General features: G+C 72.1%; 20 protein-coding genes and 1 riboswitch. Of the genes, 16 read left to right on the top strand and 4 right to left on the bottom strand.

Annotated features, from left to right (window positions below; genetic code table 11):
* The first annotated feature begins 445 nt into the window (after positions 1-445).
* From hpnC to IE172_RS30955, 13 genes are all read left to right on the top strand, one after another.
* Positions 446-1,357 (top strand): squalene synthase HpnC, encoded by a 912-nt coding sequence (gene hpnC / locus IE172_RS30900; RefSeq protein WP_190100645.1) that lies wholly within the window; start codon positions 446-448, stop codon positions 1,355-1,357.
* Positions 1,354-2,304, top strand: a complete 951-nt coding sequence (gene hpnD / locus IE172_RS30905; protein WP_190100646.1) for a presqualene diphosphate synthase HpnD — start codon at positions 1,354-1,356, stop codon at positions 2,302-2,304. The genes hpnC and hpnD overlap by 4 nt, the downstream gene beginning before the upstream one ends.
* Positions 2,304-2,426, top strand: a complete 123-nt coding sequence (locus IE172_RS35390) for a DUF6380 family protein (RefSeq protein ID WP_355930128.1) — start codon at positions 2,304-2,306, stop codon at positions 2,424-2,426. Before hpnD ends, IE172_RS35390 begins: the two co-directional genes overlap by 1 nt.
* Entirely contained in the window at positions 2,423-3,850 is a 1,428-nt protein-coding gene (gene hpnE / locus IE172_RS30910) for a hydroxysqualene dehydroxylase HpnE (RefSeq protein ID WP_190100647.1), read from the top strand. The genes IE172_RS35390 and hpnE overlap by 4 nt, the downstream gene beginning before the upstream one ends.
* Before the next feature lie 71 nt (positions 3,851-3,921).
* Positions 3,922-4,986, top strand: a complete 1,065-nt coding sequence (locus IE172_RS30915; RefSeq protein WP_190100743.1) for a polyprenyl synthetase family protein — start codon at positions 3,922-3,924, stop codon at positions 4,984-4,986.
* A 119-nt stretch (positions 4,987-5,105) separates the two neighbouring features.
* Positions 5,106-7,148: a squalene--hopene cyclase gene (gene shc / locus IE172_RS30920; RefSeq protein WP_190100648.1), complete on the top strand. Its 2,043-nt coding sequence runs from the start codon at positions 5,106-5,108 to the stop codon at positions 7,146-7,148.
* Positions 7,148-7,789 (top strand): 5'-methylthioadenosine/S-adenosylhomocysteine nucleosidase family protein, encoded by a 642-nt coding sequence (locus IE172_RS30925; RefSeq protein ID WP_190100649.1) that lies wholly within the window; start codon positions 7,148-7,150, stop codon positions 7,787-7,789. Before shc ends, IE172_RS30925 begins: the two co-directional genes overlap by 1 nt.
* Positions 7,790-7,794: 5 nt before the next feature.
* The gene (hpnH, locus tag IE172_RS30930) at positions 7,795-8,817 is read left to right on the top strand and encodes an adenosyl-hopene transferase HpnH (protein ID WP_190100650.1); all 1,023 of its coding nucleotides are present in this window, start codon (positions 7,795-7,797) and stop codon (positions 8,815-8,817) included.
* 4 nt (positions 8,818-8,821) lie between these two features.
* Entirely contained in the window at positions 8,822-9,979 is a 1,158-nt protein-coding gene (gene ispG, locus IE172_RS30935) for a flavodoxin-dependent (E)-4-hydroxy-3-methylbut-2-enyl-diphosphate synthase (RefSeq protein ID WP_190100651.1), read from the top strand.
* 31 nt (positions 9,980-10,010) lie between these two features.
* The gene (gene dxs / locus IE172_RS30940) at positions 10,011-11,924 is read left to right on the top strand and encodes a 1-deoxy-D-xylulose-5-phosphate synthase (RefSeq protein WP_190100652.1); all 1,914 of its coding nucleotides are present in this window, start codon (positions 10,011-10,013) and stop codon (positions 11,922-11,924) included.
* Entirely contained in the window at positions 11,921-13,336 is a 1,416-nt protein-coding gene (locus tag IE172_RS30945) for an aspartate aminotransferase family protein (RefSeq protein ID WP_190100653.1), read from the top strand. The genes dxs and IE172_RS30945 overlap by 4 nt, the downstream gene beginning before the upstream one ends.
* 72 nt (positions 13,337-13,408) lie before the next feature.
* On the top strand, positions 13,409-14,032 hold the full coding sequence (locus tag IE172_RS30950; RefSeq protein WP_190100654.1) for a helix-turn-helix domain-containing protein: 624 nt from the start codon (positions 13,409-13,411) through the stop codon (positions 14,030-14,032).
* Positions 14,029-14,157: a DUF6126 family protein gene (locus IE172_RS30955; RefSeq protein WP_190100655.1), complete on the top strand. Its 129-nt coding sequence runs from the start codon at positions 14,029-14,031 to the stop codon at positions 14,155-14,157. The genes IE172_RS30950 and IE172_RS30955 overlap by 4 nt, the downstream gene beginning before the upstream one ends.
* A gap of 34 nt (positions 14,158-14,191) precedes the next feature.
* Here the strand turns inward: IE172_RS30955 and IE172_RS30960 are convergent, their stop codons facing one another.
* A complete protein-coding gene (locus IE172_RS30960; RefSeq protein WP_190100656.1) occupies positions 14,192-14,989 on the bottom strand; it encodes a tyrosine-protein phosphatase in 798 nt (265 codons plus the stop codon).
* A 606-nt stretch (positions 14,990-15,595) separates the two neighbouring features.
* Positions 15,596-15,759, top strand: a riboswitch (cyclic di-AMP (ydaO/yuaA leader).
* 3 nt (positions 15,760-15,762) lie between these two features.
* Here IE172_RS30960 and IE172_RS30965 point away from each other — a divergent pair.
* The 3 genes from IE172_RS30965 (at position 15,763) to IE172_RS30975 (ending at position 19,094) form a co-directional block, all read left to right on the top strand.
* Entirely contained in the window at positions 15,763-16,695 is a 933-nt protein-coding gene (locus tag IE172_RS30965) for a M23 family metallopeptidase (RefSeq protein WP_190100657.1), read from the top strand.
* Positions 16,696-16,898: 203 nt separating this feature from the next.
* Complete coding sequence (locus tag IE172_RS30970) at positions 16,899-17,684, top strand: SGNH/GDSL hydrolase family protein (RefSeq protein WP_190100658.1); 786 nt, start codon at positions 16,899-16,901, stop codon at positions 17,682-17,684.
* A gap of 297 nt (positions 17,685-17,981) precedes the next feature.
* On the top strand, positions 17,982-19,094 hold the full coding sequence (locus IE172_RS30975; RefSeq protein ID WP_190100744.1) for an MBL fold metallo-hydrolase: 1,113 nt from the start codon (positions 17,982-17,984) through the stop codon (positions 19,092-19,094).
* A gap of 214 nt (positions 19,095-19,308) precedes the next feature.
* On the opposite strand, the gene IE172_RS30980 is transcribed toward IE172_RS30975, so the two are convergent.
* The 3 genes from IE172_RS30980 to ligK are packed head-to-tail and all read right to left on the bottom strand — an operon-like array spanning position 19,309 to position 22,365.
* The gene (locus IE172_RS30980; RefSeq protein ID WP_190100659.1) at positions 19,309-20,685 is read right to left on the bottom strand and encodes an MFS transporter; all 1,377 of its coding nucleotides are present in this window, start codon (positions 20,683-20,685) and stop codon (positions 19,309-19,311) included.
* A gap of 52 nt (positions 20,686-20,737) precedes the next feature.
* Entirely contained in the window at positions 20,738-21,661 is a 924-nt protein-coding gene (locus IE172_RS30985; protein ID WP_190100660.1) for an amidohydrolase family protein, read from the bottom strand.
* A 20-nt stretch (positions 21,662-21,681) separates the two neighbouring features.
* Complete coding sequence (ligK, locus tag IE172_RS30990; RefSeq protein WP_190100661.1) at positions 21,682-22,365, bottom strand: 4-carboxy-4-hydroxy-2-oxoadipate aldolase/oxaloacetate decarboxylase; 684 nt, start codon at positions 22,363-22,365, stop codon at positions 21,682-21,684.
* Positions 22,366-22,382 lie beyond the last annotated feature (17 nt).

Raw genomic sequence — 22,382 nt, forward strand, 5'->3', positions numbered from 1 at the left:
ACGCGGTGAGCTGCGCATGGACGGGCCGACCGACGAGGTGCTCAAGGAATACGAGAAGTTCACGGGGAAGTAGCCGGGGCCGTCCGCATTCGGGTTCCGCGCTCCGCCGGAACTGTCCGGCCGCCCCGGGCGTTTGCAAAGGCGGCGTCACTTGCCGCCGTCGTCGAGGAATCCTGGTGCCGTCCGGCGCGTCGCCGTGGTGCCCGGAGACCCCCGACGATGCGCACCGCGTTGTACAACGTAAGCTGTAGCGGTCCCGAAAGGCGGCAATCAGGGCCATAATGCCCGTCATCATCCAGCGGTACCGCCAGGCGGAAACCTGGGCGGCGTGTCCGAAATAGTGCGTATTGGGTCAGCAGTGTAGAACGGGAGATGTGACGGCAATGGCTACGGAGACTCCCCGGCTGAACGCAGCGTGTGCCGTCCCCGCCCCGGGCAGTCCGCGATGACGCCCACCGCCGCGGCGCGCCCCGCCGGCGTCGAGCGGGCCACGCTGGACAAGGCCGCCGCCGAGAACTTCCCCGTCGCCCCCTTCTTCCTGCCCAGGTCCTGGCGCGAGGACCTCATGGCCGTGTACGGCTTCGCCCGTCTGGTCGACGACATCGGCGACGGCGACCTGGCACCCGGCGGTGCCGACGCGCGGCTCCTCGGAGTCCCCGCGGACGAGGCCGAGAACCGGCTGGTCATGCTGGACGCCTTCGAGGCCGACCTGCGCCGGGTGTTCGACCCGGCCGGCCCGCAGCCCCGCCATCCGCTGCTGCTGCGGCTGCTGCCGACGGTCCGCCGTCACGCGCTGACCCCCGAGCCCTTCCTCGGCCTGATCGCCGCCAACCGCCAGGACCAGCTCGTCAAGCGCTACGAGACCTACGACGACCTGCTCGCCTACTGCGAACTGTCGGCCAATCCGGTCGGCCGGCTGGTGCTCGCCGTCACCGGGACCGCCACCCCGGAGCGGATCCGCCGTTCCGACGCGATCTGCACGGCCCTGCAGATCGTCGAGCACCTCCAGGACGTCGCCGAGGACCTCGGCCGCGACCGCGTCTACCTGCCCGCCTCGGACATGAAGCTCTTCCGTGTCGAGGAGGCGGACCTCGCCGCACCCACCGCCGGCGCGTCGGTGCGCGCGCTCGTCGCGTACCAGGCGCAACGCGCCCTGGACCTGCTGGACGAGGGCGCGCCCCTGGTGCGCAGCGTCCACGGCAGGCTCAGGCTGCTGCTCGCGGGGTTCGTGGCGGGAGGAAGGGCGGCCGTCCGCGCGATCGCCGCCGCCGAATACGACGTACTTCCCGGCCCGCCCAAGCCCGGCAGGATCCAGCTGCTGCGCGAGGCGGGCGTGACTCTGCGAGGAAAGGAGTGATCCGGACCGTGGAGTCGCACTCACTCGCGTCCGCACCGGTACTCGCCGCCTACAGCTACTGCGAGACCGTCACCGGACAGCAGGCACGCAACTTCGCCTACGGCATCCGGCTGCTGCCCACGCCGGAACGGCGGGCGATGTCGGCGCTGTACGCGTTCTCCCGGCGGGTCGACGACATCGGCGACGGCGCTCTCGCGGACGACGTCAAGGTCGCCCGGCTGGAGGACACCAGGGCGCTGCTCTCGCGGATCCGTGACGGAGCGGTCGAGGAGGACGACACCGACCCGGTCGCCGTCGCCCTCGCGCACGCCGCCGCGCGCTTCCCGATCCCGCTCGGCGGCCTGGACGAACTCATCGACGGCGTCCAGATGGACGTACGCGGCGAGACGTACGAGACCTGGGACGACCTCAAGGTCTACTGCCGCTGCGTCGCGGGGGCCATCGGCAGGCTCTCGCTCGGCGTGTTCGGCACCGAACCCGGCGCGCGCGGTTCCGAGCGCGCCGCCGAGTACGCCGACACGCTGGGGCTCGCGCTCCAGCTCACCAACATCCTCCGGGACGTCCGGGAGGACGCCGAGGGCGGACGCACCTACCTGCCCGCGGACGACCTCGCCAAGTTCGGCTGCTCCGCCGGATTCGCCGGGCCGACCCCACCGGAGGGCTCCGACTTCGCGGGCCTGGTCCACTTCGAGGTGCGCAGGGCCCGCGCCCTCTTCGCCGAGGGCTACCGTCTGCTGCCCATGCTCGACCGGCGCAGCGGCGCCTGCGTGGCCGCCATGGCCGGCATCTACCGCAGGCTCCTGGACCGCATCGAGCGCGACCCCGAGGCCGTGCTGCGCGGCCGGGTCTCCCTCCCCGGCAGGGAGAAGGCCTATGTCGCGGTGCGCGGACTGTCGGGTCTGGACACCCGCAACGTGACCCGGCGGACCGTCAGGAGGCGGGCCTGATGGACACCCCGCTCCCCGGCGGTAAACGGCGGGCAACCCTCCGCCGCGACGCCGCGTCCCAGACCGAGAAGGCCGGCCGCGCGCCGTTCGCGCGACCCGGCCGGGCGGGGGAGGGCACATGAGCCACGGCACACGCACCGGGGGCCCGCGCACGGACGGCCCGGCTCCGGCCGGACGGCACGCCGTCGTGGTCGGCGGCGGGCTCGCCGGCGTCACCGCCGCGCTCGCCCTCGCCGACGCCGGAGTGGGTGTCACCCTGCTCGAGGGCCGCCCGCGCCTGGGCGGGCTCGCCTTCTCCTTCCGGCGCGGCGACCTGACCGTCGACAACGGCCAGCACGTGTACCTGCGCTGCTGCACCGCCTACCGCTGGTTCCTCGACCGGATCGGCGGAGCGGCGCTGGCACCGCTGCAGAACCGTCTCGACGTACCCGTGCTCGACCTCGCGCGCCCCGAGGGGCGGCGGCTCGGCAGGCTGCGGCGCGACGCGCTGCCGGTGCCCCTGCACCTGGGCCGCAGCCTCGCCGCCTATCCGCACCTGTCGCTCGCCGAGCGGGCCCGGGTGGGCCGGGCCGCGCTCGCGCTGAAGGGACTCGACCTCGCCGATCCGGCCCTGGACGACCAGGACTTCGGCAGCTGGCTGGCCGCGCACGGCCAGTCGGCGCGCGCCGTCGAGGCCCTGTGGGACCTGGTCGGGGTCGCCACCCTCAACGCGGTCGCGGACGACACGTCCCTCGCGCTGGCCGCGATGGTGTTCAGGACCGGTCTGCTCTCCGATCCCTCGGCCGCCGACATCGGCTGGGCCCGGGTGCCGCTGGGCGACCTGCACGACCGGCTCGCCCGCGAGGCGCTCGACGCGGCCGGCGTGCGCACCGAGGTCCGCGCCCGGGTCACCTCCGTCTCCCGGGACGCGGACGGAGGATGGACCGTCCGGGTCCCCGGCGAGACGATCACGGCCGACGCGGTCGTGCTCGCCGTACCGCAGCGCGAGGCGTACGACCTGCTGCCCGCCGGCGCGCTCGACGCCCCCGAGCGGCTCCTCGGCATCGGCACCGCGCCGATCCTCAACGTCCACGTGATCTACGACCGGCCGGTGCTCGCGCGCCCCTTCTTCGCGGCCCTCGGCACCCCCGTGCAGTGGGTCTTCGACCGCACCGACGCCTCCGGACTGGAGCGCGGCCAGTACCTGGCGGTGTCCCAGTCGGTCGCCCAGACCGACATCGACGAGCCGGTGGCCGTGCTGCGCGAGCGCTACCTGCCCGAACTCCGGCGGCTGCTGCCGCGCACCCGCGACGCACGGGTCGAGGACTTCTTCGTCACCCGGGAGCGCACCGCCACGTTCGCTCCCGCACCCGGCGTCGGACGCCTCAGGCCCGGCGCCCGCACCAAGGCACCCGGCCTGTACCTGGCCGGAGCGTGGACCGCCACCGGGTGGCCCGCGACCATGGAGGGCGCGGTCCGCAGCGGCGTCGGCGCGGCGGACGCCGCGCTGGGCGCCCTCGGCCGGCCCCGCCCCCGCCACCTCTTCGCGATCGAGGAGGCGGCCTGATGCTGCAACGGAGCGGCGCGGCAGGTTCGCGCAACCCCGGTACCGCGACAAGAGGAGAGACTGTGCCCACTGTGCCCCCGGCCTCGCAGGCCGCTCGAAGGACCGCGGTGGACGTCGCCGCGCTCCTGGAGCGCGGGCGGACCCTGGCCACGCCGGTACTGCGGGCGGCCGTCGACCGCCTGGCACCTCCCATGGACACGGTCGCCGCCTACCACTTCGGCTGGATCGACGCCCAGGGCCGGCCCGCGGACGGCGACGGCGGCAAGGCCGTGCGCCCCGCGCTCGCGGTGCTGTCCGCCGAGGTCACCGGTGCCGCGCCGGAGACCGGCGTCCCCGGCGCGGTCGCCGTCGAACTGGTCCACAACTTCTCGCTGCTGCACGACGACCTGATGGACGGCGACGAGCAGCGCCGGCACCGCGACACCGTCTGGAAGGTGCACGGCCCCGCCCAGGCCATCCTCGTCGGCGACGCCCTCTTCGCCCTGGCCAACGAGGTGCTCCTCGAACTCGGCACCGTCGAGGCCGGCCGCGCCGCCCGGCGGCTGGCGACCGCGAGCCGCGCCCTGATCGACGGCCAGGCCCAGGACATCTCCTACGAGCACCGCGACCGCGTCAGCGTCGAGGAGTGCCTGGAGATGGAGGGCAACAAGACCGGCGCCCTGCTCGCCTGCGCCAGCTCCATCGGCGCGGTGCTCGGCGGCGCCGACGACCGCACCGCCGACGCGCTGGAGAGGTACGGCTACCACCTCGGCCTCGCCTTCCAGGCCGTCGACGACCTCCTCGGCATCTGGGGCGACCCGGAGGCCACCGGCAAGCAGACCTGGAGCGACCTGCGCCAGCGCAAGAAGTCCCTCCCGGTCGTGGCGGCGCTCGCCGCCGACGGCCCCGCCTCCCGGCGGCTCGGCGAGATCCTCGCGGCCGACGCCAAGAGCAGCGACTTCGCGAACTTCTCCGAGGAGGAGTTCGCGGCCCGTGCCGCCCTCATCGAGGAGGCCGGCGGCCGCGAGTGGACCGCCGGCGAGGCACGCCGACAGCACACCATCGCCATCGAGGCCCTCGACGCCGTGGACATGCCCGCCCGGGTGCGGGAGCGGTTCACGGCGCTCGCGGACTTCGTCGTCGTACGAAAGAGATGATCACTATCGGTCGAATAGCCCTCGCGTAGTCGCCGGCCGGTGTTGCGGGGAGTACGGCACCGGCCGACGGCGGACCCACAGCAGACGCACCGCTTGCAGGACTGCACGAAGGGGAAGCCATGACAGCGACGACCGGCGGAAGCACCGGGGCGGCCCTCCCGTCCCGCGTGACCGCGGCCAGCGAAAACGACACCGACATCCCCGAGGCGGCCGGGGTTCCCGACAGAGCCGCCCGCGCCATGCGGCGCGCCACCGACTTCCTGCTGTCCCGGCAGGACGACCAGGGCTGGTGGAAGGGCGACCTCGAGACCAACGTCACGATGGACGCCGAGGACCTGCTGCTGCGCCAGTTCCTGGGCATCCGCGACGAGGACACCACCCGCGCGGCCGCCCTGTTCATCCGCGGCGAGCAGCGGGAGGACGGCACCTGGGCCACCTTCCACGGCGGACCCGGTGATCTCTCCGCCACCATCGAGGCGTACGTCGCCCTGCGGCTGGCCGGTGACCCGCCCGACGCCCCGCACATGGCGAGAGCCTCCGCCTGGGTCCGGGGCCGGGGCGGCATCGCCGCGTCCCGGGTCTTCACCCGGATCTGGCTGGCCCTCTTCGGCTGGTGGAAGTGGGAGGACCTGCCCGAACTCCCGCCCGAGCTGATCTGGTTCCCGTCCTGGGTGCCGCTCAACATCTACGACTTCGGCTGCTGGGCGCGGCAGACCATCGTGCCGCTGACGATCGTCTCCGCCGAGCGGCCGGTGCGCCCCGCCCCGTTCCCGCTGGACGAACTGCACACCGACCCGCACCAGCCGAACCCCCACCGGACCCTGGCGCCGGTCAGGAGCTGGGACGGCGCCTTCCAGCGCCTGGACAAGGGTCTGCACGCCCTGCGCCGGGCGGTCCCGCGCCGGCTGCGCCGGGCGGCGATGAACACCGCCGCCCGCTGGATCATCGAGCGGCAGGAGAACGACGGCTGCTGGGGCGGCATCCAGCCCCCGGCCGTGTACTCGGTCATCGCGCTGCACCTGCTCGGCTACGACCTGAACCACCCGGTGATGCGCGCGGGCCTGGAATCGCTGGACCGGTTCGCGGTGTGGCGCGAGGACGGGGCCCGGATGATCGAGGCCTGCCAGTCCCCGGTGTGGGACACCTGCCTCGCCACCATCGCCCTGGCCGACGCCGGCCTGCCCGCCGACCACCCCCAACTGGTCAGGGCCGCCGACTGGATGCTGGGTGAGCAGGTCGTGCGGCCCGGCGACTGGTCCGTGCGCCGCCCCCATCTGCCGCCCGGCGGATGGGCGTTCGAGTTCCACAACGACAACTACCCCGACATCGACGACACCGCCGAGGTCGTCCTCGCGCTGCGCCGGGTCAAGCACCACGACCCCGAACGGCTGGACAGCGCCATCGGGCGCGGGGTCCGCTGGAACCTCGGCATGCAGTCGAAGAACGGCGCGTGGGGCGCCTTCGACGTCGACAACACCAGCCCCTTCCCCAACCGGCTGCCGTTCTGCGACTTCGGCGAGGTCATCGACCCGCCGTCGGCCGATGTCACCGCCCACGTCGTGGAGATGCTCGCCGTCGAGGGCCTCGCCCACGACCCGCGCACCCGCCGCGGCATCCAGTGGCTTCTCGCCGAACAGGAGCTCGACGGCTCCTGGTTCGGACGCTGGGGCGTCAACTACCTCTACGGCACCGGCTCCGTGGTCCCCGCACTGACCGCGGCGGGCCTGCCCGGCTCGCACCCGGCGATCCGACGGGCGGTGGCCTGGCTGGAGAAGGTGCAGAACGACGACGGCGGCTGGGGCGAGGACCTGCGCTCCTACCGCTACGTCCGGGAGTGGAGCGGCAGGGGGGCCTCCACCGCCTCGCAGACCGCGTGGGCCCTGATGGCGTTGCTGGCGGCGGGGGAGCGCGGCTCCGTGGCCGTCGAGCGCGGCATCGAGTGGCTGGCGGCCACCCAGCGGGAGGACGGCTCCTGGGACGAGCCGTACTTCACCGGAACCGGCTTCCCCTGGGACTTCTCCATCAACTACCACCTCTACCGGCAGGTCTTCCCGCTCACCGCGCTCGGCCGCTACGTGCACGGGGAGCCCTTCGGCAAGACACCGGCCGCGGCGAAGGCCGGCGCCGGTCAGCAGTCCCTCGCCGAGGCGAAGGGCGGCTGATGACCCCCCAGCCCGCCCCGGCCCCGCTGCTGATCGCCTGCGCGCTCGGCATCGAGCAGTTCGCCCTGCGCAGGCGTGAACGCGGCAGGCCGGGCGGGCCGGTCACCGTCCTGCGCACCGGCATGGGCCCGGCGGCGGCCGAGCGTTCCGTCACCCGGGTGCTCGCCACCGGGGAGCTGCGGGGTGCGGCCGTCCTGGCCACCGGCTTCTGCGCCGGACTGGCGCCCGGCATGCACCCCGGCGACCTGGTCGTCGCCGGGGAGACGCGCGACCCGCGCGGAACCGTCCCCTGCGTCGGGACCGAGCTGCTCGTGAAGGAACTGGTGCGGGCGGTGCCCGGACGCACCGTCCACACCGGGCCGCTCACCGGATCGGACCATGTCGTGCGCGGCCACGAACGGTCCGATCTGCTCGCCACCGGCGCGATCGCGGCCGACATGGAATCGGCGGCCACGCTTCTGAGCGCCGTCCGGACGGGCGAGCGCCCGGTTGCGGCCGTCCGGGTGGTCGTGGACGCTCCTGAACACGAACTGGTCCGCATCGGCACGGTCCGCGGTGGAATATCGGCTTTCCGTGTCCTTCGTTCCGTCCTTCCGGCTTTCCATGAATGGCACCGTTCCTTGCTGCTCCCCAGGAGGTGAGCCCGATGGCCATGCCGCTGCGTCAGTCCATCAAGGTCGCTACATACTTGGCCGAACAGAAGCTCCGCAGGCGGGACAAGTTTCCGCTCATCGTCGAACTGGAACCGCTCTTCGCCTGCAACCTCAAGTGCGAGGGGTGCGGCAAGATCCAGCACCCGGCCGGGGTGCTCAAGCAGCGGATGCCCGTCGCCCAGGCCGTGGGCGCCGTCCTGGAGTCCGGGGCGCCGATGGTGTCGATCGCCGGCGGCGAACCCCTGATGCACCCCCAGATCGACGAGATCGCGCGCCAGCTGGTGGCCAGGCGCAAGTACGTCTTCCTGTGCACCAACGCCCTGCTCATGCGCAAGAAGATGGACCTGTTCACGCCCTCGCCCTACTTCGCCTTCGCGGTGCACATCGACGGGCTGCGCCAGCGGCACGACGAGTCCGTGGCGAAGGAAGGCGTCTTCGACGAGGCCGTGGAGGCCATCAAGGAGGCCAAGCGGCGCGGCTTCCGGGTCACCACCAACTCGACCTTCTTCAACACCGACACCCCGCAGACCGTCATCGAGGTGCTGAACTACCTCAACGACGACCTGGGCGTCGACGAGATGATGATCTCGCCCGCCTACGCCTACGAGAAGGCCCCCGACCAGGAGCACTTCCTGGGCGTGGAGCAGACCCGGGAGCTGTTCAGGAAGGCCTTCGCGGGCGGCAACCGGCGCCGCTGGCGGCTGAACCACTCGCCGCTCTTCCTGGACTTCCTCGAGGGCAAGGTCGACTTCCCGTGCACCGCGTGGGCGATCCCGAACTACTCGCTCTTCGGCTGGCAGCGCCCCTGCTACCTGATGAGCGACGGCTACGTGCCGACGTACCGGGAACTGATCGAGGACACCGACTGGGACCAGTACGGCCGCGGCAAGGACCCGCGCTGCGCCAACTGCATGGCGCACTGCGGCTACGAGCCCACCGCCGTCCTGGCCACCATGGGTTCGCTGAAGGAGTCGCTGCGCGCGCTGCGCGAGACGGTCCCCGGAAACCGGGAGTGAGGCCATGACCGCCGTCTCGCTCGGCATGCCCGAGGTGCCCGCGCCGCCGCTCGCCGAGCGGCGTGCGTCGCGGCGGATCCAGGTCGGACCGGTGGCGGTCGGCGGCGGCGCCCCGGTGTCGGTGCAGTCGATGACGACGACCCGCACCTGCGACATCGGCGCCACCCTCCAGCAGATCGCCGAACTCACCGCGTCCGGCTGCCAGATCGTCCGGGTCGCCTGCCCCACGCAGGACGACGCGGACGCGCTCGCGACCATCGCCCGCAAGTCGCAGATCCCGGTGATCGCCGACATCCACTTCCAGCCCAGGTACGTGTTCGCGGCCATCGAGGCCGGGTGCGCCGCCGTCCGCGTCAACCCCGGCAACATCAGGCAGTTCGACGACCAGGTCAAGGAGATCGCCCGCGCCGCGCAGGACCACGGCACCCCGATCCGCATCGGGGTCAACGCGGGATCGCTGGACCGGCGCCTGCTCCAGAAGTACGGCAGGGCGACTCCCGAGGCACTCGTCGAGTCCGCCCTGTGGGAGGCGTCCCTCTTCGAGGAGCACGGCTTCCGGGACATCAAGATCTCCGTCAAGCACAACGACCCGGTGATCATGATCAACGCCTACCGGATGCTCGCCGAGGCCTGCGACTACCCGCTGCACCTCGGCGTCACCGAGGCCGGCCCGGCGTTCCAGGGCACGGTCAAGTCGGCGGTCGCCTTCGGCGCCCTGCTCAGTGAGGGCATCGGCGACACCATCCGGGTGTCGCTGTCCGCGCCGCCGGCCGAGGAGGTCAAGGTCGGCATCCAGATCCTGCAGTCACTGGGGCTGAAGGAGCGGCGGCTGGAGATCGTCTCCTGCCCCTCCTGCGGCCGTGCCCAGGTCGACGTCTACAAGCTGGCCGAGGAGGTCACCGCCGGGCTGGACGGCATGGAGGTGCCGCTGCGCGTGGCCGTCATGGGCTGCGTGGTGAACGGTCCGGGCGAGGCCCGCGAGGCCGACCTCGGTGTCGCCTCGGGCAACGGCAAGGGGCAGATCTTCGTGAAGGGCGAGGTCGTCAAGACCGTCCCCGAGTCGAAGATCGTCCAGACGCTGATCGAGGAGGCGATGAAGATCGCCGAGCAGATGGAGAAGGACGGCATCGCGTCGGGGGAGCCGGCCGTCACCGTGAGCTGAACACCACGGCACTTGCGAAGGGGGCCCGAGCGTGACGATCCTGGAGAACATCCGGCAACCACACGACCTGAAGGCGCTGTCCGACCGACAGCTCCATGAACTGTCCCAAGAGATCCGCGAGTTCCTCGTGCACGCGGTGGCCAGGACCGGCGGTCACCTCGGACCCAACCTCGGAGTGGTGGAACTCACCGTCGCCCTGCACCGGGTCTTCGAGTCGCCCGTGGACCGCATCCTGTGGGACACCGGACACCAGAGCTACGTCCACAAACTCCTGACGGGACGTCAGGACTTCTCCAAGCTGCGCGGCAAGGGCGGCCTGTCCGGCTACCCCTCCCGCGAGGAGTCCGAGCACGACGTCATCGAGAACAGCCACGCCTCCACGGCCCTCGGCTGGGCCGACGGCCTCGCCAAGGCCCGCCGGGTCCAGGGGGAGAAGGGCCATGTCGTCGCGGTGATCGGCGACGGCGCGCTCACCGGCGGGATGGCCTGGGAGGCGCTCAACAACATCGCCGCCGCCAAGGACCGGCCGCTCATCGTCGTCGTCAACGACAACGAACGCTCCTACGCGCCCACCATCGGCGGACTCGCCAACCACCTCGCGACCCTGCGCACCACCGACGGCTACGAACGCGTGCTCGCCTGGGGCAAGGACGTGCTCCAGCGCACGCCCGTGGTCGGCCGCACCCTCTACGAGGCCCTGCACGGCGCGAAGAAGGGCTTCAAGGACGCCTTCGCGCCGCAGGGCCTCTTCGAGGACCTCGGCCTGAAGTACCTCGGCCCGATCGACGGCCACGACATCAAGGCCGTCGAGTCCGCGCTGCGCCGGGCCAGACGCTTCCACGGACCCGTGCTGGTCCACTGCCTCACCGAGAAGGGCCGCGGCTACGAACCCGCCCTCGCCCACGAGGAGGACCACTTCCACACCGTCGGCGTGATGGACCCGCTCACCTGCGCACCCCTCACCCCATCCGGCGGACCGTCCTGGACGTCCGTCTTCGGCGAGGAGATCGTCAGGATCGGCGAGGAACGCGAGGACGTCGTGGCGATCACCGCCGCCATGCTGCGTCCGGTGGGGCTCGGCCCCTTCGCCGAGCGGTTCCCGGACCGGGTGTGGGACGTCGGCATCGCCGAGCAGCACGCGGCCGTCTCCGCGGCCGGCCTGGCGACCGGCGGCCTGCACCCGGTGGTCGCCGTCTACGCCACCTTCCTCAACCGCGCCTTCGACCAGTTGCTGATGGACGTGGCGCTGCACCGCTGCGGAGTCACCTTCGTGCTGGACCGGGCCGGTGTCACCGGCGTCGACGGGCCCTCGCACAACGGCATGTGGGACATGTCCGTCCTCCAGGTCGTCCCCGGTCTGCGCATCGCCGCGCCCCGCGACGCCGACCAGCTGCGCGCCCAGCTGCGCGAGGCGGTCACCGTCGACGACGCCCCCACCCTCGTGCGCTTCCCGAAGGAGTCCGTGGGCCCGGCGATCCACGCGCTGGACCGGGTCGGCGGCATGGACGTGCTGCACAGGGGTGAGTCGCCGCAGGTGCTGCTGGTGGCCGTCGGCGTGATGGCGCCCGTCTGCCTCCAGGCCGCCGAACTGCTCGAGGCGCGCGGCATCGGGTGCACGGTGGTCGACCCCCGCTGGGTCAAGCCCGTGGACGCGGCGCTGCCGCGGCTGGCCGCCGCGCACCGCCTGGTGGCCGTCGTCGAGGACAACAGCCGTGCGGGCGGGGTCGGTTCGGCGGTGGCGCTGGCACTGGGCGACGCCGACGTCGACGTACCCGTACGCCGGTTCGGCATCCCCGACCAGTTCCTCGCGCACGCCAAGCGCGGTGAGGTGCTGGCGGACATCGGCCTCACGCCCGTCGAGGTCGCCGGACGGATCGGCGCGAGCCTCGCCGTGCGGGAAGAGCTCGGACATCCGTCACAGGACCCACAGGAGCACCAGGCATGACGACCGCGGAGTCCGCGTCGGACTCGTCGCAGACCGGGGATTTCGACCTCGGCGCGCTGCTGGCCGAGCGCGGGGCCGAGCGCTACGAGCTGCACAGCCGGTACCTCAACCACCAGCTCCCGCGCATGCTGCACACCATCGGCTTCGACAGGGTCTACGAGCGCGCCGAGGGCGCCCACTTCTGGGACGCCGACGGCAACGACCACCTGGACATGCTCGCCGGCTTCGGGGTGATGGGCCTCGGCCGCCATCACCCGGTGGTCCGCAAGGCGCTGCACGACGTCCTGGACGCCTCGCTCGCCGACCTCACCCGCTTCGACTGCCAGCCGCTGCCCGGTCTGCTGGCCGAGCGGCTGCTGGCGCACAGCCCGCACCTGGACCGGGTGTTCTTCGGCAACAGCGGCACCGAAGCGGTCGAAGGCGCGCTCAAGTTCGCCCGGTACGCGACCGGCCGGCCGCGCGTGCTGTACTGCGACCACGCCTTCCACGGCCTGACCACGGGTTCCCTGTCGGTGAACGGCGAGGCCGGTTTCCGGGACGGGTTCGCCCCGCTGCTGCCGGACACGGCCGTCCCGCTCGGGGACCTCGACGCCCTGGCGAGGGAACTGCGCCGGGGCGACGTGGCCGCACTGATCGTCGAGCCGATCCAGGGCAAGGGCGTGCACGCGGCACCGCCCGGCTACCTGCGGGCCGCGCAGGAACTTCTGCGCAGGCACAAGGCCCTGCTGATCGCCGACGAGGTGCAGACCGGGCTGGGCAGGACCGGCGACTTCTACGCCTACCAGCACGAGGAGGGCGTGGAGCCGGACCTGGTGTGCGTGGCCAAGGCGCTCTCCGGCGGGTACGTGCCGGTGGGGGCGACCATCGGCAGGGACTGGATCTTCAGGAAGGTCTTCTCGTCGATGGACCGGGTGCTGGTCCACTCGGCCAGCTTCGGGGCCAACGCCCAGGCCATGGCGGCGGGCCTCGCGGTGCTGTCGGTCATGGAGAACGAGCGGATCGTCGCGCGCGTGCGGGCCACCGGGGAACTGCTGCGGTCCCGGCTGACCGCACTCGTCGACACCTACGAACTGCTCGCCGACGTCCGCGGCCGGGGCCTGATGATCGGCATCGAGTTCGGGCGGCCCCGGTCGCTGCGGCTGCGCTCGCGCTGGACCATGCTGCAGGCCGCCCGCAGGGGCCTCTTCGCGCAGATGGTGGTCGTGCCGCTGCTGCAGCGGCACCGGATCCTCACCCAGGTGTCCGGGGACCACATGGAGGTGATCAAACTGATCCCGCCGCTGATCATCGACGAGGCGGACGTGGAGCGGTTCGTGGACGCCTTCACGGCCGTGATGGACGACGCGCACGACGGCGGACTCATCTGGGAGTTCGGCAGGACCCTGGTGAAGCAGGCGGTCGCCGACCGCTGACCGGCAGCGCGCGACTTTTGCCTCACAGGCAAGAAAATTGCCACAGGGGCAAAAGTTCGGCTGAATGGAGGTATGAGCTCCTCCGAGTCCGAGCCGCCGGCCCAGCCGGCCGACGCGCTCCCCGCGGTCGCGCCGCAACTGCGCGCCCTGCGGCGACGGGCCTCCCTCACCCTGGAGGTCGCCGCCCGCGACGCGGGGCTGTCGCCCGCCCACCTCTCCCGTCTGGAGACCGGGCAGCGCCAGCCCTCGCTGCCGATGCTGCTCTCCCTCGCCCGCATCTACGGTACGACGGTATCCGAGCTGCTCGGTGAGGCGGCCGCCGGCCGGGACTCGGTGGTGCGCGCCGCCGACATGGACTCCACCAGCGCGGGCGGCTGGACCTACTGGCCGGCCGGTGCGCCGGGGCGCGGCATGCAGGCGCTGCGGGTCCACGTGCCGCACGGCTCCCAGGGCGACATCGTGCGCGTCCATCCGGGTGAGGAGTGGCTGTACGTCCTCAGGGGGCGGCTGCGGCTGCGGCTCGGGGACACCCTGCACCGGCTCGCCCCGGGAGACAGCGCGCACTTCGACTCGCTGACCCCGCACCGTATCGCCGCATCCGACCCCGACGGGGTCGAGCTGCTGTTCGTCCACACCCTGCTGCAGAGTCCCACGGCCGCGCTGTGCCTGGGCCCGATCCACGGAGACGCGACATGACCGGCAAGGACATCGAGGAGAAGCTGCCCCGCGCCATGTGGGTGCGGCTGTTCATCTACGTGGTGGTGGGGCACATCCTCGCGGCCTTCATCTACCTCCTGTTCGAGGTGGCTCCCAAGAAGTAGGGCCCGGCCCGCGCGGCGGGGGCCGGGCGCCGTCTCAGTCCAGCATCCGCTCGCGCAGCCGCTCCCGGTCCGCCGGTGTGAGACCGAGACCCTGCTCCAGATAGGGGTCCACGCCGCCCCAGGTCTCCTCGACCGTCTCGAAGGCGGCCGACAGGTACTCGGCCCGCGCGTCGAACAGGGGGTCGAGCAGTTCCATCACCTCGGGGGAGTAGGCCGAGGCGGAGCCGCCGCTGCGGTGCACCTTGTAGCGGCGGTGCTTGGCGCTGGACTTCAGGTAGTCGTCGACGATCGCGTCCCGCTCGACGCCCAGCGCGAGCAGGGTCACGGCCACCGACAGTCCCGCGCGGTCCTTGCCCGCCGCGCAGTGCATCAGCGCGGGCACGCTGTCCTCGGCGAGCGAGCGCAGCACCAGCGCGTGCTCGGCGGTGCGCTCCTTGATGATCAGACGGTAGGAGTTGATCATCCGGTCCGCGCCCTTGCCGTCCGCGAGGACCGAGCGCAACTGGTCGAGGTCGCCGTCGCGGACCATCCGCCAGAACTCGGCGCCGTCCGCCGGGTCGCTGAGCGGCAGGTTCACATTGCGCACGCCCGGCAGCTCGACGTCCGCGCCCTCCAGCTTCTGGTCGGCCGCGTTGCGGAAGTCGAAGACCGTGTGCAGCCCCAGCGAGGACAGGAAAACGGCGTCCTCCGCGGTCGCGTGGGCGAGGTGACCGCTGCGGAACAGCACCCCGTGCCGCACCCGCCGTCCGTCCACGGTCGGCAGGCCGCCCACGTCACGGAAGTTGCGTACTCCGGCCAGCTCCGGTTCGGTCGACGGGATCTGCTGCGTCACGTAGGACTCCTCCCACTCCGCACCGTCGCCGCGGCTCGTCGACGGGCACCACACGACGATACGACATTGCCTGCCTGGGGCAATGAGTTGTCCACGGGCACGACCCCGCCGCTCTACGGCCCCGATGATCCCACTGGTCCTGGGGCTTCCCGTCCCACCGTCCAGGCCGGGACGGTGGGACATGTCCGGACGAATGCTTCTTGATGGGCGAATCGTGTCGAACCTCCGTACTCCTGCCCCGCAGGGCCGAGGGTGAGGCGGGCGTGGCGCCGCCGGGCACGGGTGCCCGCGATCGCCTGATCTGCCGCCTTATGCCCGATTGGGGGCTTTGGTCACAACGTGCCCCGGTGGAGGAGAAGATGAGGAGGGGACGCGTGAGCATCGTCATATCGGTGACGGTGTGTTGTCGCCATGCCCACGTAATTCACGGGCGCGGCAAGGGAATTCGCGGGGGAAAAGGAATCCGGGTCGACGCTCGGTGACGTCATTTCGCCCCGTGGATCACGAAAAAGAGCGTCCGGGGCGAACCCTCGCTTGTCCGTTCGCATCCGGGTCGCTTACGTTCCCAACCGATCCGGACGGACGCCTAATCCTGCCGCCGCCCGGAGCCCGCACACACTGACCCGTGTACGGCAGGAGCGGGGGACCCACAGGTACGACTGCCTGTTCCGGTCTCCGGAACGGCTTGGGGTTAAGCCGCGCGACAGCGCGGCCGGGCATCTCCAGTCCGAACCCGACAGCTCACCTCGTAGGCGCCGGAGAGGAAATTCGTCATGCCCGCGAAGGGTAAGCACCGCCGTACCAAGGCCCAGCGTTTCACCCGCTCCATCGCCGTCGCCGGAACCGGTGGCGCCGCACTCGCCCTGCCGCTTCTCGGTGCCACCGGCGCGCACGCCGCCACGCCGCAGACGGCCCCCGAGAAGACCGTCCAGTCCCTGTCCGTCGCCGGCCAGACGGCCTCCGCCGAGAAGAGCGGTGAGAGCCGCACCTACACCGTCAAGGCCGGCGACTACCTCGCGAAGATCGCCGAGGCCGAGCAGGTCGACGGTGGCTGGAAGAAGCTCTACGCGGACAACCGCCAGGCCGTCGGTGACGACCCGTCACTGATCCACCCCGGCCTGAAGCTCTCCGTGGACGGCAAGGCCGCCGAGGCCCCCAAGAAGTCCGCGACGCCGAAGCCCGCCGCGCCCAAGCCCGCCGCGCCCAAGGCCGAGAAGCCCGCCGAGAAGCCGGCGCAGCAGTCGTCCGAGCGGACCGCCCCGCAGGCGTCCACGCAGACGACCGCGAACCAGGCCGCCTCCGGCTACAGCTCCCCGGTGCCCGGCGGCAGCCTCGGCACCGCCTACAAGGCGTCCGGCAGCATGTGGTCCAGCGGCTACCACACGGGTGTCGACTTCGCCGTCCCGACCGGTACCTCCCTGAAGGCCGTCGGCTCCGGCACGGTCGTCTCCGCGGGCTGGGCCGGCGCGTACGGCAACCAGGTCGTCATCAAGCTCGCCGACGGCCACTACGCCCAGTACGCCCACCTGTCCTCGCTGTCCGTCTCGGCCGGCCAGAGCGTGAGCGGCGGCCAGCAGGTCGGCCTCTCCGGTTCGACCGGCAACTCGACCGGCCCGCACCTCCACTTCGAGATCCGCACCACCCCGAACTACGGCTCGGACGTGGACCCGGTCTCCTACCTCCGCTCGAAGGGCGTCTCCATCTGACCCCTGCGGCGACCTTCCTGACACGCGCGCCGAAGGCCGGCTCCCACCCCCGGGGCCGGCCTTCGGCGCATTCCGGAAAACGCCGGCAAGCGGGAGTGGCTTATCTCACCGCACGTCAACCCCTGCCTACGGTCGCGTAGGTCACATTCGAAGGTGAATCATGGCCACCTGTGGCAGCCGATTCGAAGAATGAGAGCAGAAGAGTGATCGGGTCGTACGTGGCGGTGGGGGACAGTTTCACCGAGGGCGTCGGCGACCCCGGACCCGACGGGGCGTTCGTCGGCTGGGCCGACCGGTTCGCCGTCCTGCTCGCCGACCTGAGGCCCGAGGGAGCCTTCGAGTACACCAATCTCGCCGTGCGCGGGAAGCTGTTGGACCAGATCGTTGCGGACCAGGTCCCCAGGGCCGCGGAACTCGCCCCCGATCTGGTCTCCTTCTGTGCGGGCGGCAACGACATCCTGCGTCCGGGCTCCGACCCCGACGAGGTGGCCGAGCGTTTCGAGCGGGCGATCGCCGCGCTCACGGCCGTGTCCGGCACCGTACTGGTGACGACCGGGTTCGACACCCGCGGCGTCCCCGTCCTGAAGCACCTGCGCGGCAAGATCGCCACCTACAACGGACACGTGCGGGCCGTCGCCGACCGCTACGGCTGCCCGGTGCTGGACCTGTGGTCCCTCAAGAGCGTCCAGGACCGCAGGGCCTGGGACGCCGACCGGCTGCACCTGTCGCCCGAGGGACACACCCGGGTGGCGCTCCGCGCCGGACTCGCCCTCGGCCTGGAGGTCCCCGCCGACCCGGAGCAGCCCTGGCCGCAGCTGCCGCCCCGCGGCGCCCTGGAGGTCCGCCGGGACAACGTCCAGTGGGCCCGTGAGTACCTGGTGCCGTGGATCGGCCGCCGGCTGCGCGGCGAGTCCTCGGGCGACCACGTGATCGCCAAGGGCACGCTGTCACCGGGCGACATCAAGGTGCGGATCGCCTCCGTGGCCTGAGGCTCCGCGCGGCGGACCGGTGATCACGGGGGACCGGGGCATGCGGCCGGCGGCCGCGACCGACGTCGAGGGTGCCCTCGCCGGCTGCGTGGCCCTGCGCCCCGCCGGGGGTTGATGGTGCGCGAGCCGGCCCGCGGCCGTCGGCAGTGACCGGCACCACGGTGTCGTACCGGCACCCCATAATGGAATGTCTGAACGACTCCACCTGGAGGTACCGTGGCCGGTTCCCCTTTCCGCAGCCCCAAGCTCCGCTCCCTGCGGCCCACGGGCTTCGGCGCGGACCCCGGCGGCGAGCGCATGGCCCGCATCCGCAGGTCCCCGCACTTCGAGGACGGCGTGTTCCAGAACCCGGGCGGTCCCACCCGGACGCGCCCCTCGGGCTCGGCGCGTGACCTGGCGAAGGTGTACTTCGACAAGGAGAGCCGCGCGCGCCGCACCCCGCACGGCGACATCCCCGTGCACCCCACCACCCTCGCCGACATCTCCCGGCCGCCCGCCACGGGGCTGCGCGTGACCTGGATGGGCCACTCCTCGGTCCTCGCGGAGATCGACGGCCACCGCGTCCTGTTCGACCCCGTCTGGGGCGAACGCTGCTCGCCCTTCCCCTTCGCCGGACCCCGCCGGCTGCACCCGGCGCCTCTCCCGCCGGCGGCGCTCGGCCCGGTCGACGTGGTCGTCATCTCCCACGACCACTACGACCACCTGGACCTGCCCACGATCAAGGCGCTGGCCGGCACGGACACCCTGTTCTCCGTACCCCTCGGGGTGGGCGCGCACCTGGAGCACTGGGGCGTGCCGGCGGACCGGCTGCGCGAGCTGGACTGGCACGAGACGACGAAGGTGGGCGGACTCACCCTCACGGCCGCCCCGGCCCGCCACTTCTGCGGCCGCGGCCTGCGCAACACCCAGCACACCCTCTGGGCCTCCTGGGTCGTCACCGGTGGGGAGCACCGCGTCTACCACAGCGGTGACACGGGCTACTTCGGCGGCTTCGCGGAGATCGGCGCCGCTCACGGCCCGTTCGACGTGACGATGATCCAGGTCGGCGCGTACTCGGACTTCTGGCCGGACATCCACATGACGCCCGAGGAGGGCGTACGGTCACACCTCGACCTCCAGGGCGGCGCGCCGGCCGGTGTCCTGCTCCCCATCCACTGGGGCACCTTCAACCTGGCGCCGCACGCGTGGGCGGAGCCGGGGGAGTGGATACGGGACGCGGCCGAGGAGGCGGGCCAGGCGGTGGCGTTCCCGCGGCCGGGCGAGCCGTTCGAGCCGGCGGGGCACCTGCCGGGGGAGGCGTGGTGGCGGGCGGTCTCGGGCCCGATCGCGCACCCCTGGCGGCGTCCCCGGAGCACCGACGGCGTGACCGGGAGGAGCACGGGGGATCTCGATCTCGCGGGCGAGCGGTGACGTCCGGCGGGGACCGGCCCGCCGGATGCGCACGCGCCGCCGCGCGAGCACCCCGTGCCCACGACGTGCGGCCGGTGCTGCTGTCCCCGGCGGAAGCCTGCGCCCGCGGGTCGCTGAGATGCCTGCCGGGTGACCGGAGGCGTTCGGCGCGCGGAGACGACGGTGCGGGGCCCGCCTGTCCGACGGCGGACCCCGCGTGGCCGGCGGTGCGGTGTCAGGAAGCAGCGGGCACGGAGTGCGCCCGGGCCTCGGCCTCGGTGGCCAGGCGCTTGCGGCGGGTGGCCGGTCCGAAGAGGGCCAGCACGATGGCGCCGACGGTCCAGGTGCCGGCGATGAACATGAAGACCGCCTCGTAGCCGACGCCGTTGTAGATGCCGGCGATCATCAGCGGGCCCACCGCGTTCGACAGGCGTCCCAGGCCGTAGGCGATGCTGGTGCCCAGCGAGCGGCCGTTCGTGTTGAACAACTCGGGGGAGTAGGCGTACGCCAGGGCGGTGTAGCCGCGTTCGAAGAGGTTGACCAGGAAGCCGAAGACGACGATGAGCACCGGGGTGAACGTCAGGCCGTACATCAGTCCGGACGCGGCGATGACCAGCCCGAAGACCACCAGGCACCACTTGCGTTCGAACCGGTCGGTGACCATCGCCGCGAGGAAGGAACCGAGGGGCGCCCCGACCGTCGTGAGGGCGACGTAGAAGATCGAGTCCTCGACGCTGACCCCCTCGGCGGCGAGCAGCGTGGGGGCCCAGCTGGAGTAGCCGAAGAAGCCGATGGTCTGGGTGATCCACAGGACCGACAGCAGGAGCGTCGGGTACAGGAACTTCCTGTCCTTGAGCATCCCCAGCCCGGGCTTGACGGCCGGGCCCTGCGGCTCGGGCTGCCGCGCGGCGGGCAGTTCGCCGTGCTCGGCGACCGCGCCCGCCTCGATGCGCGCCAGGACGGCCTCCGCCTCCTCGTGCCGGCCGCGGGACTCCAGCCACTGCGGGGACTCCTCGAGCTTGCGCACGAACAGCAGGAACAGCACGCCGAGCGAACCCCACAGGTAGACCAGCCGCCACGACCAGTCGGACATCGGCACCACCGCCGAGGCGATGAGGTTGGTGACGGGGGTGCCGCAGATGCCGATGACGATGGCGTACGCCTGGTACTTGCCGCGCTTGGCGCTGGGGAACAGCTCGCTGATGTACACGACGGCGACGACGGTCATCGCGGACAGACCCGCCGAGGTGAGTACGCGGAAGACACCGAGGGACCAGATGTCCCAGGCGAAGACGCACGCGAACGACCAGGCCGTGAACCACAGGGTGGTCGCGGTCAGGGTGCGCCTGCGTCCCAGCCGGTCGGCCAGCCCGCCGGCGACGATCGCGCCGATGAACATGCCCACGAAGGACAACGACGTCACGTACGCGACGTGGTTGACCTCGGCGCCCCACTGCTCGCGCACCACCGGTGCCGTGATGGCGAAGGTGTTGATGTCCGCGAACTCGAAGAAGTAGGCGAACGCCACCGCGAGGAGGGTGGTCCTGTGGAACTTGGTGATCGGCAGCCGGTCGAGCCGGTTCGCCGCGTTGGTGGTGCGGATGTGCTGCACTGCACGCTCCTGGAAATGGGGGTCCCGGCGAGGGCACCGGACCGGGGTGACGTCAGCGGGCCTCTTCGGGCCAGTACAGACGCATGGGATTGTCGACCAGCAGGGCCCGCTGCCGGGCCGGCGTGGTCGCCACGTGCGGGATGTGGTCGACCAGCAGGCCGTCGTCGGGCATGTGGTCCTTGAGGTTCGGGTGGGGCCAGTCGGTGCCCCAGAGCACGCGGTCGGTGAACTCCTCGACGACCTTGCGCGCGAACGGCACGACGTCCCGGTAGGCGTTCCGCTCCCCGTCCAGGGCGGGCGGCCCGGAGACGGTCAGCCGCTCGGGGCAGGAGACCTTCACCCAGACGTCGCCCGCGTCCACGAACCGCAGGAAGCGGGCGAACTCGGGCCCGTCCGCGCTGCGGGTGACGTCGGGGCGCCCCATGTGGTCGATGACGAGCGGCACCGGGAGGGAGGCGAAGAATCCTTCCAGATCGGGCAGGTCGGCCGCCTCGAAGTACAGGACGACGTGCCAGCCCAGCGGCGCGATCCGGCGGGCGATGGTCTCCAGTGCCTCGGTGGGCGCCGCGTCCACCAGACGCCGCACGAAGTTGAAGCGCACCCCGCGCACACCGGCCTCGTGCAGGCGCCGCAGCTCCTCGTCGCCGACGTCGGGCCGGACCGTCGCCACACCGCGGGCCAGGTCGCCGGCCGTGAGCAGGGCGTCCACCAGGGCGCTGTTGTCGGCCCCGTGGCAGGTGGCCTGCACGATGACGTTGCGGGCGACGCCGAGGTGGTGCCGCAGCGCGAACAGGTCGTGCTTGGAGGCGTCGACCGGCGTGTACTTGCGCTCGGGGGCGAACGGGAACTCGGCGGCGGGGCCGAAGACGTGGCAGTGGGCGTCCACCGTCCCGGGCGGCAGGACGAAGTCGGGCCTGCCGGGGCCGCGGTACCAGTCGAGCCAGCCGGGGGTGACCGTGAAGGCCTGGTCGTTCATGGGAAGTGCTCCTCGGGACGTCAGTCGACGTAGGTCAGGCCGAGCGCGGCCAGGGGCTCGCGCATCGCGTACATGTCGAGGCCCAGCTCGCCGGCCCGGAACCGCTCCCGCTTGCCCTCCTCGGCGGCCTCGCGCCGCGCGGACGCCTCGGCGACCTCGGCGGCCCGGGCGGCGGGCACGACCACGACGCCGTCGGCGTCGGCGACGATCACGTCACCGGGCTCGACCAGCGCGTTGGCGACGACCACGGGCACGTTCACCGAACCGAGGGTGGCCTTGACGGTGCCCTTGGCGTTGACGGCGCGGGCGAAGACGGGGAAGTCCATCCGGCGCAGGTCGTCGACGTCACGGCAGCCGCCGTCGATCACCAGCCCGCCGGCGCCGCGGGCCCGCAGCGAGGTGGCGAGCAGCTCCCCGAAGAAGCCGTCCTCGCTCTCGGTGGTGCAGCCCGCGACCACGACGTCGCCCTCGCGGACCTGCTCGGCGGCCACGTGCAGCATCCAGTTGTCGCCGGGCTGGAGCAGCACCGTGACGGCGGTGCCGCAGAGCCTCGCGCCCTCGTAGACGGGCCGGATGTAGGGGCGCATCAGACCGAGGCGGCCCATGGCCTCGTGCACGGTCGCGACCCCGAACCGCGACAGCGCCTCGACGGCCGCGGGGTCGGCCCGGTCGATGTTCCGGTGGACGACTCCGAGGTGGTGCATGGTGGGGCTCCTGGTTC

Source organism: Streptomyces griseoflavus, assembly GCF_014649995.1.
Taxonomy (GTDB): domain Bacteria; phylum Actinomycetota; class Actinomycetes; order Streptomycetales; family Streptomycetaceae; genus Streptomyces; species Streptomyces griseoflavus.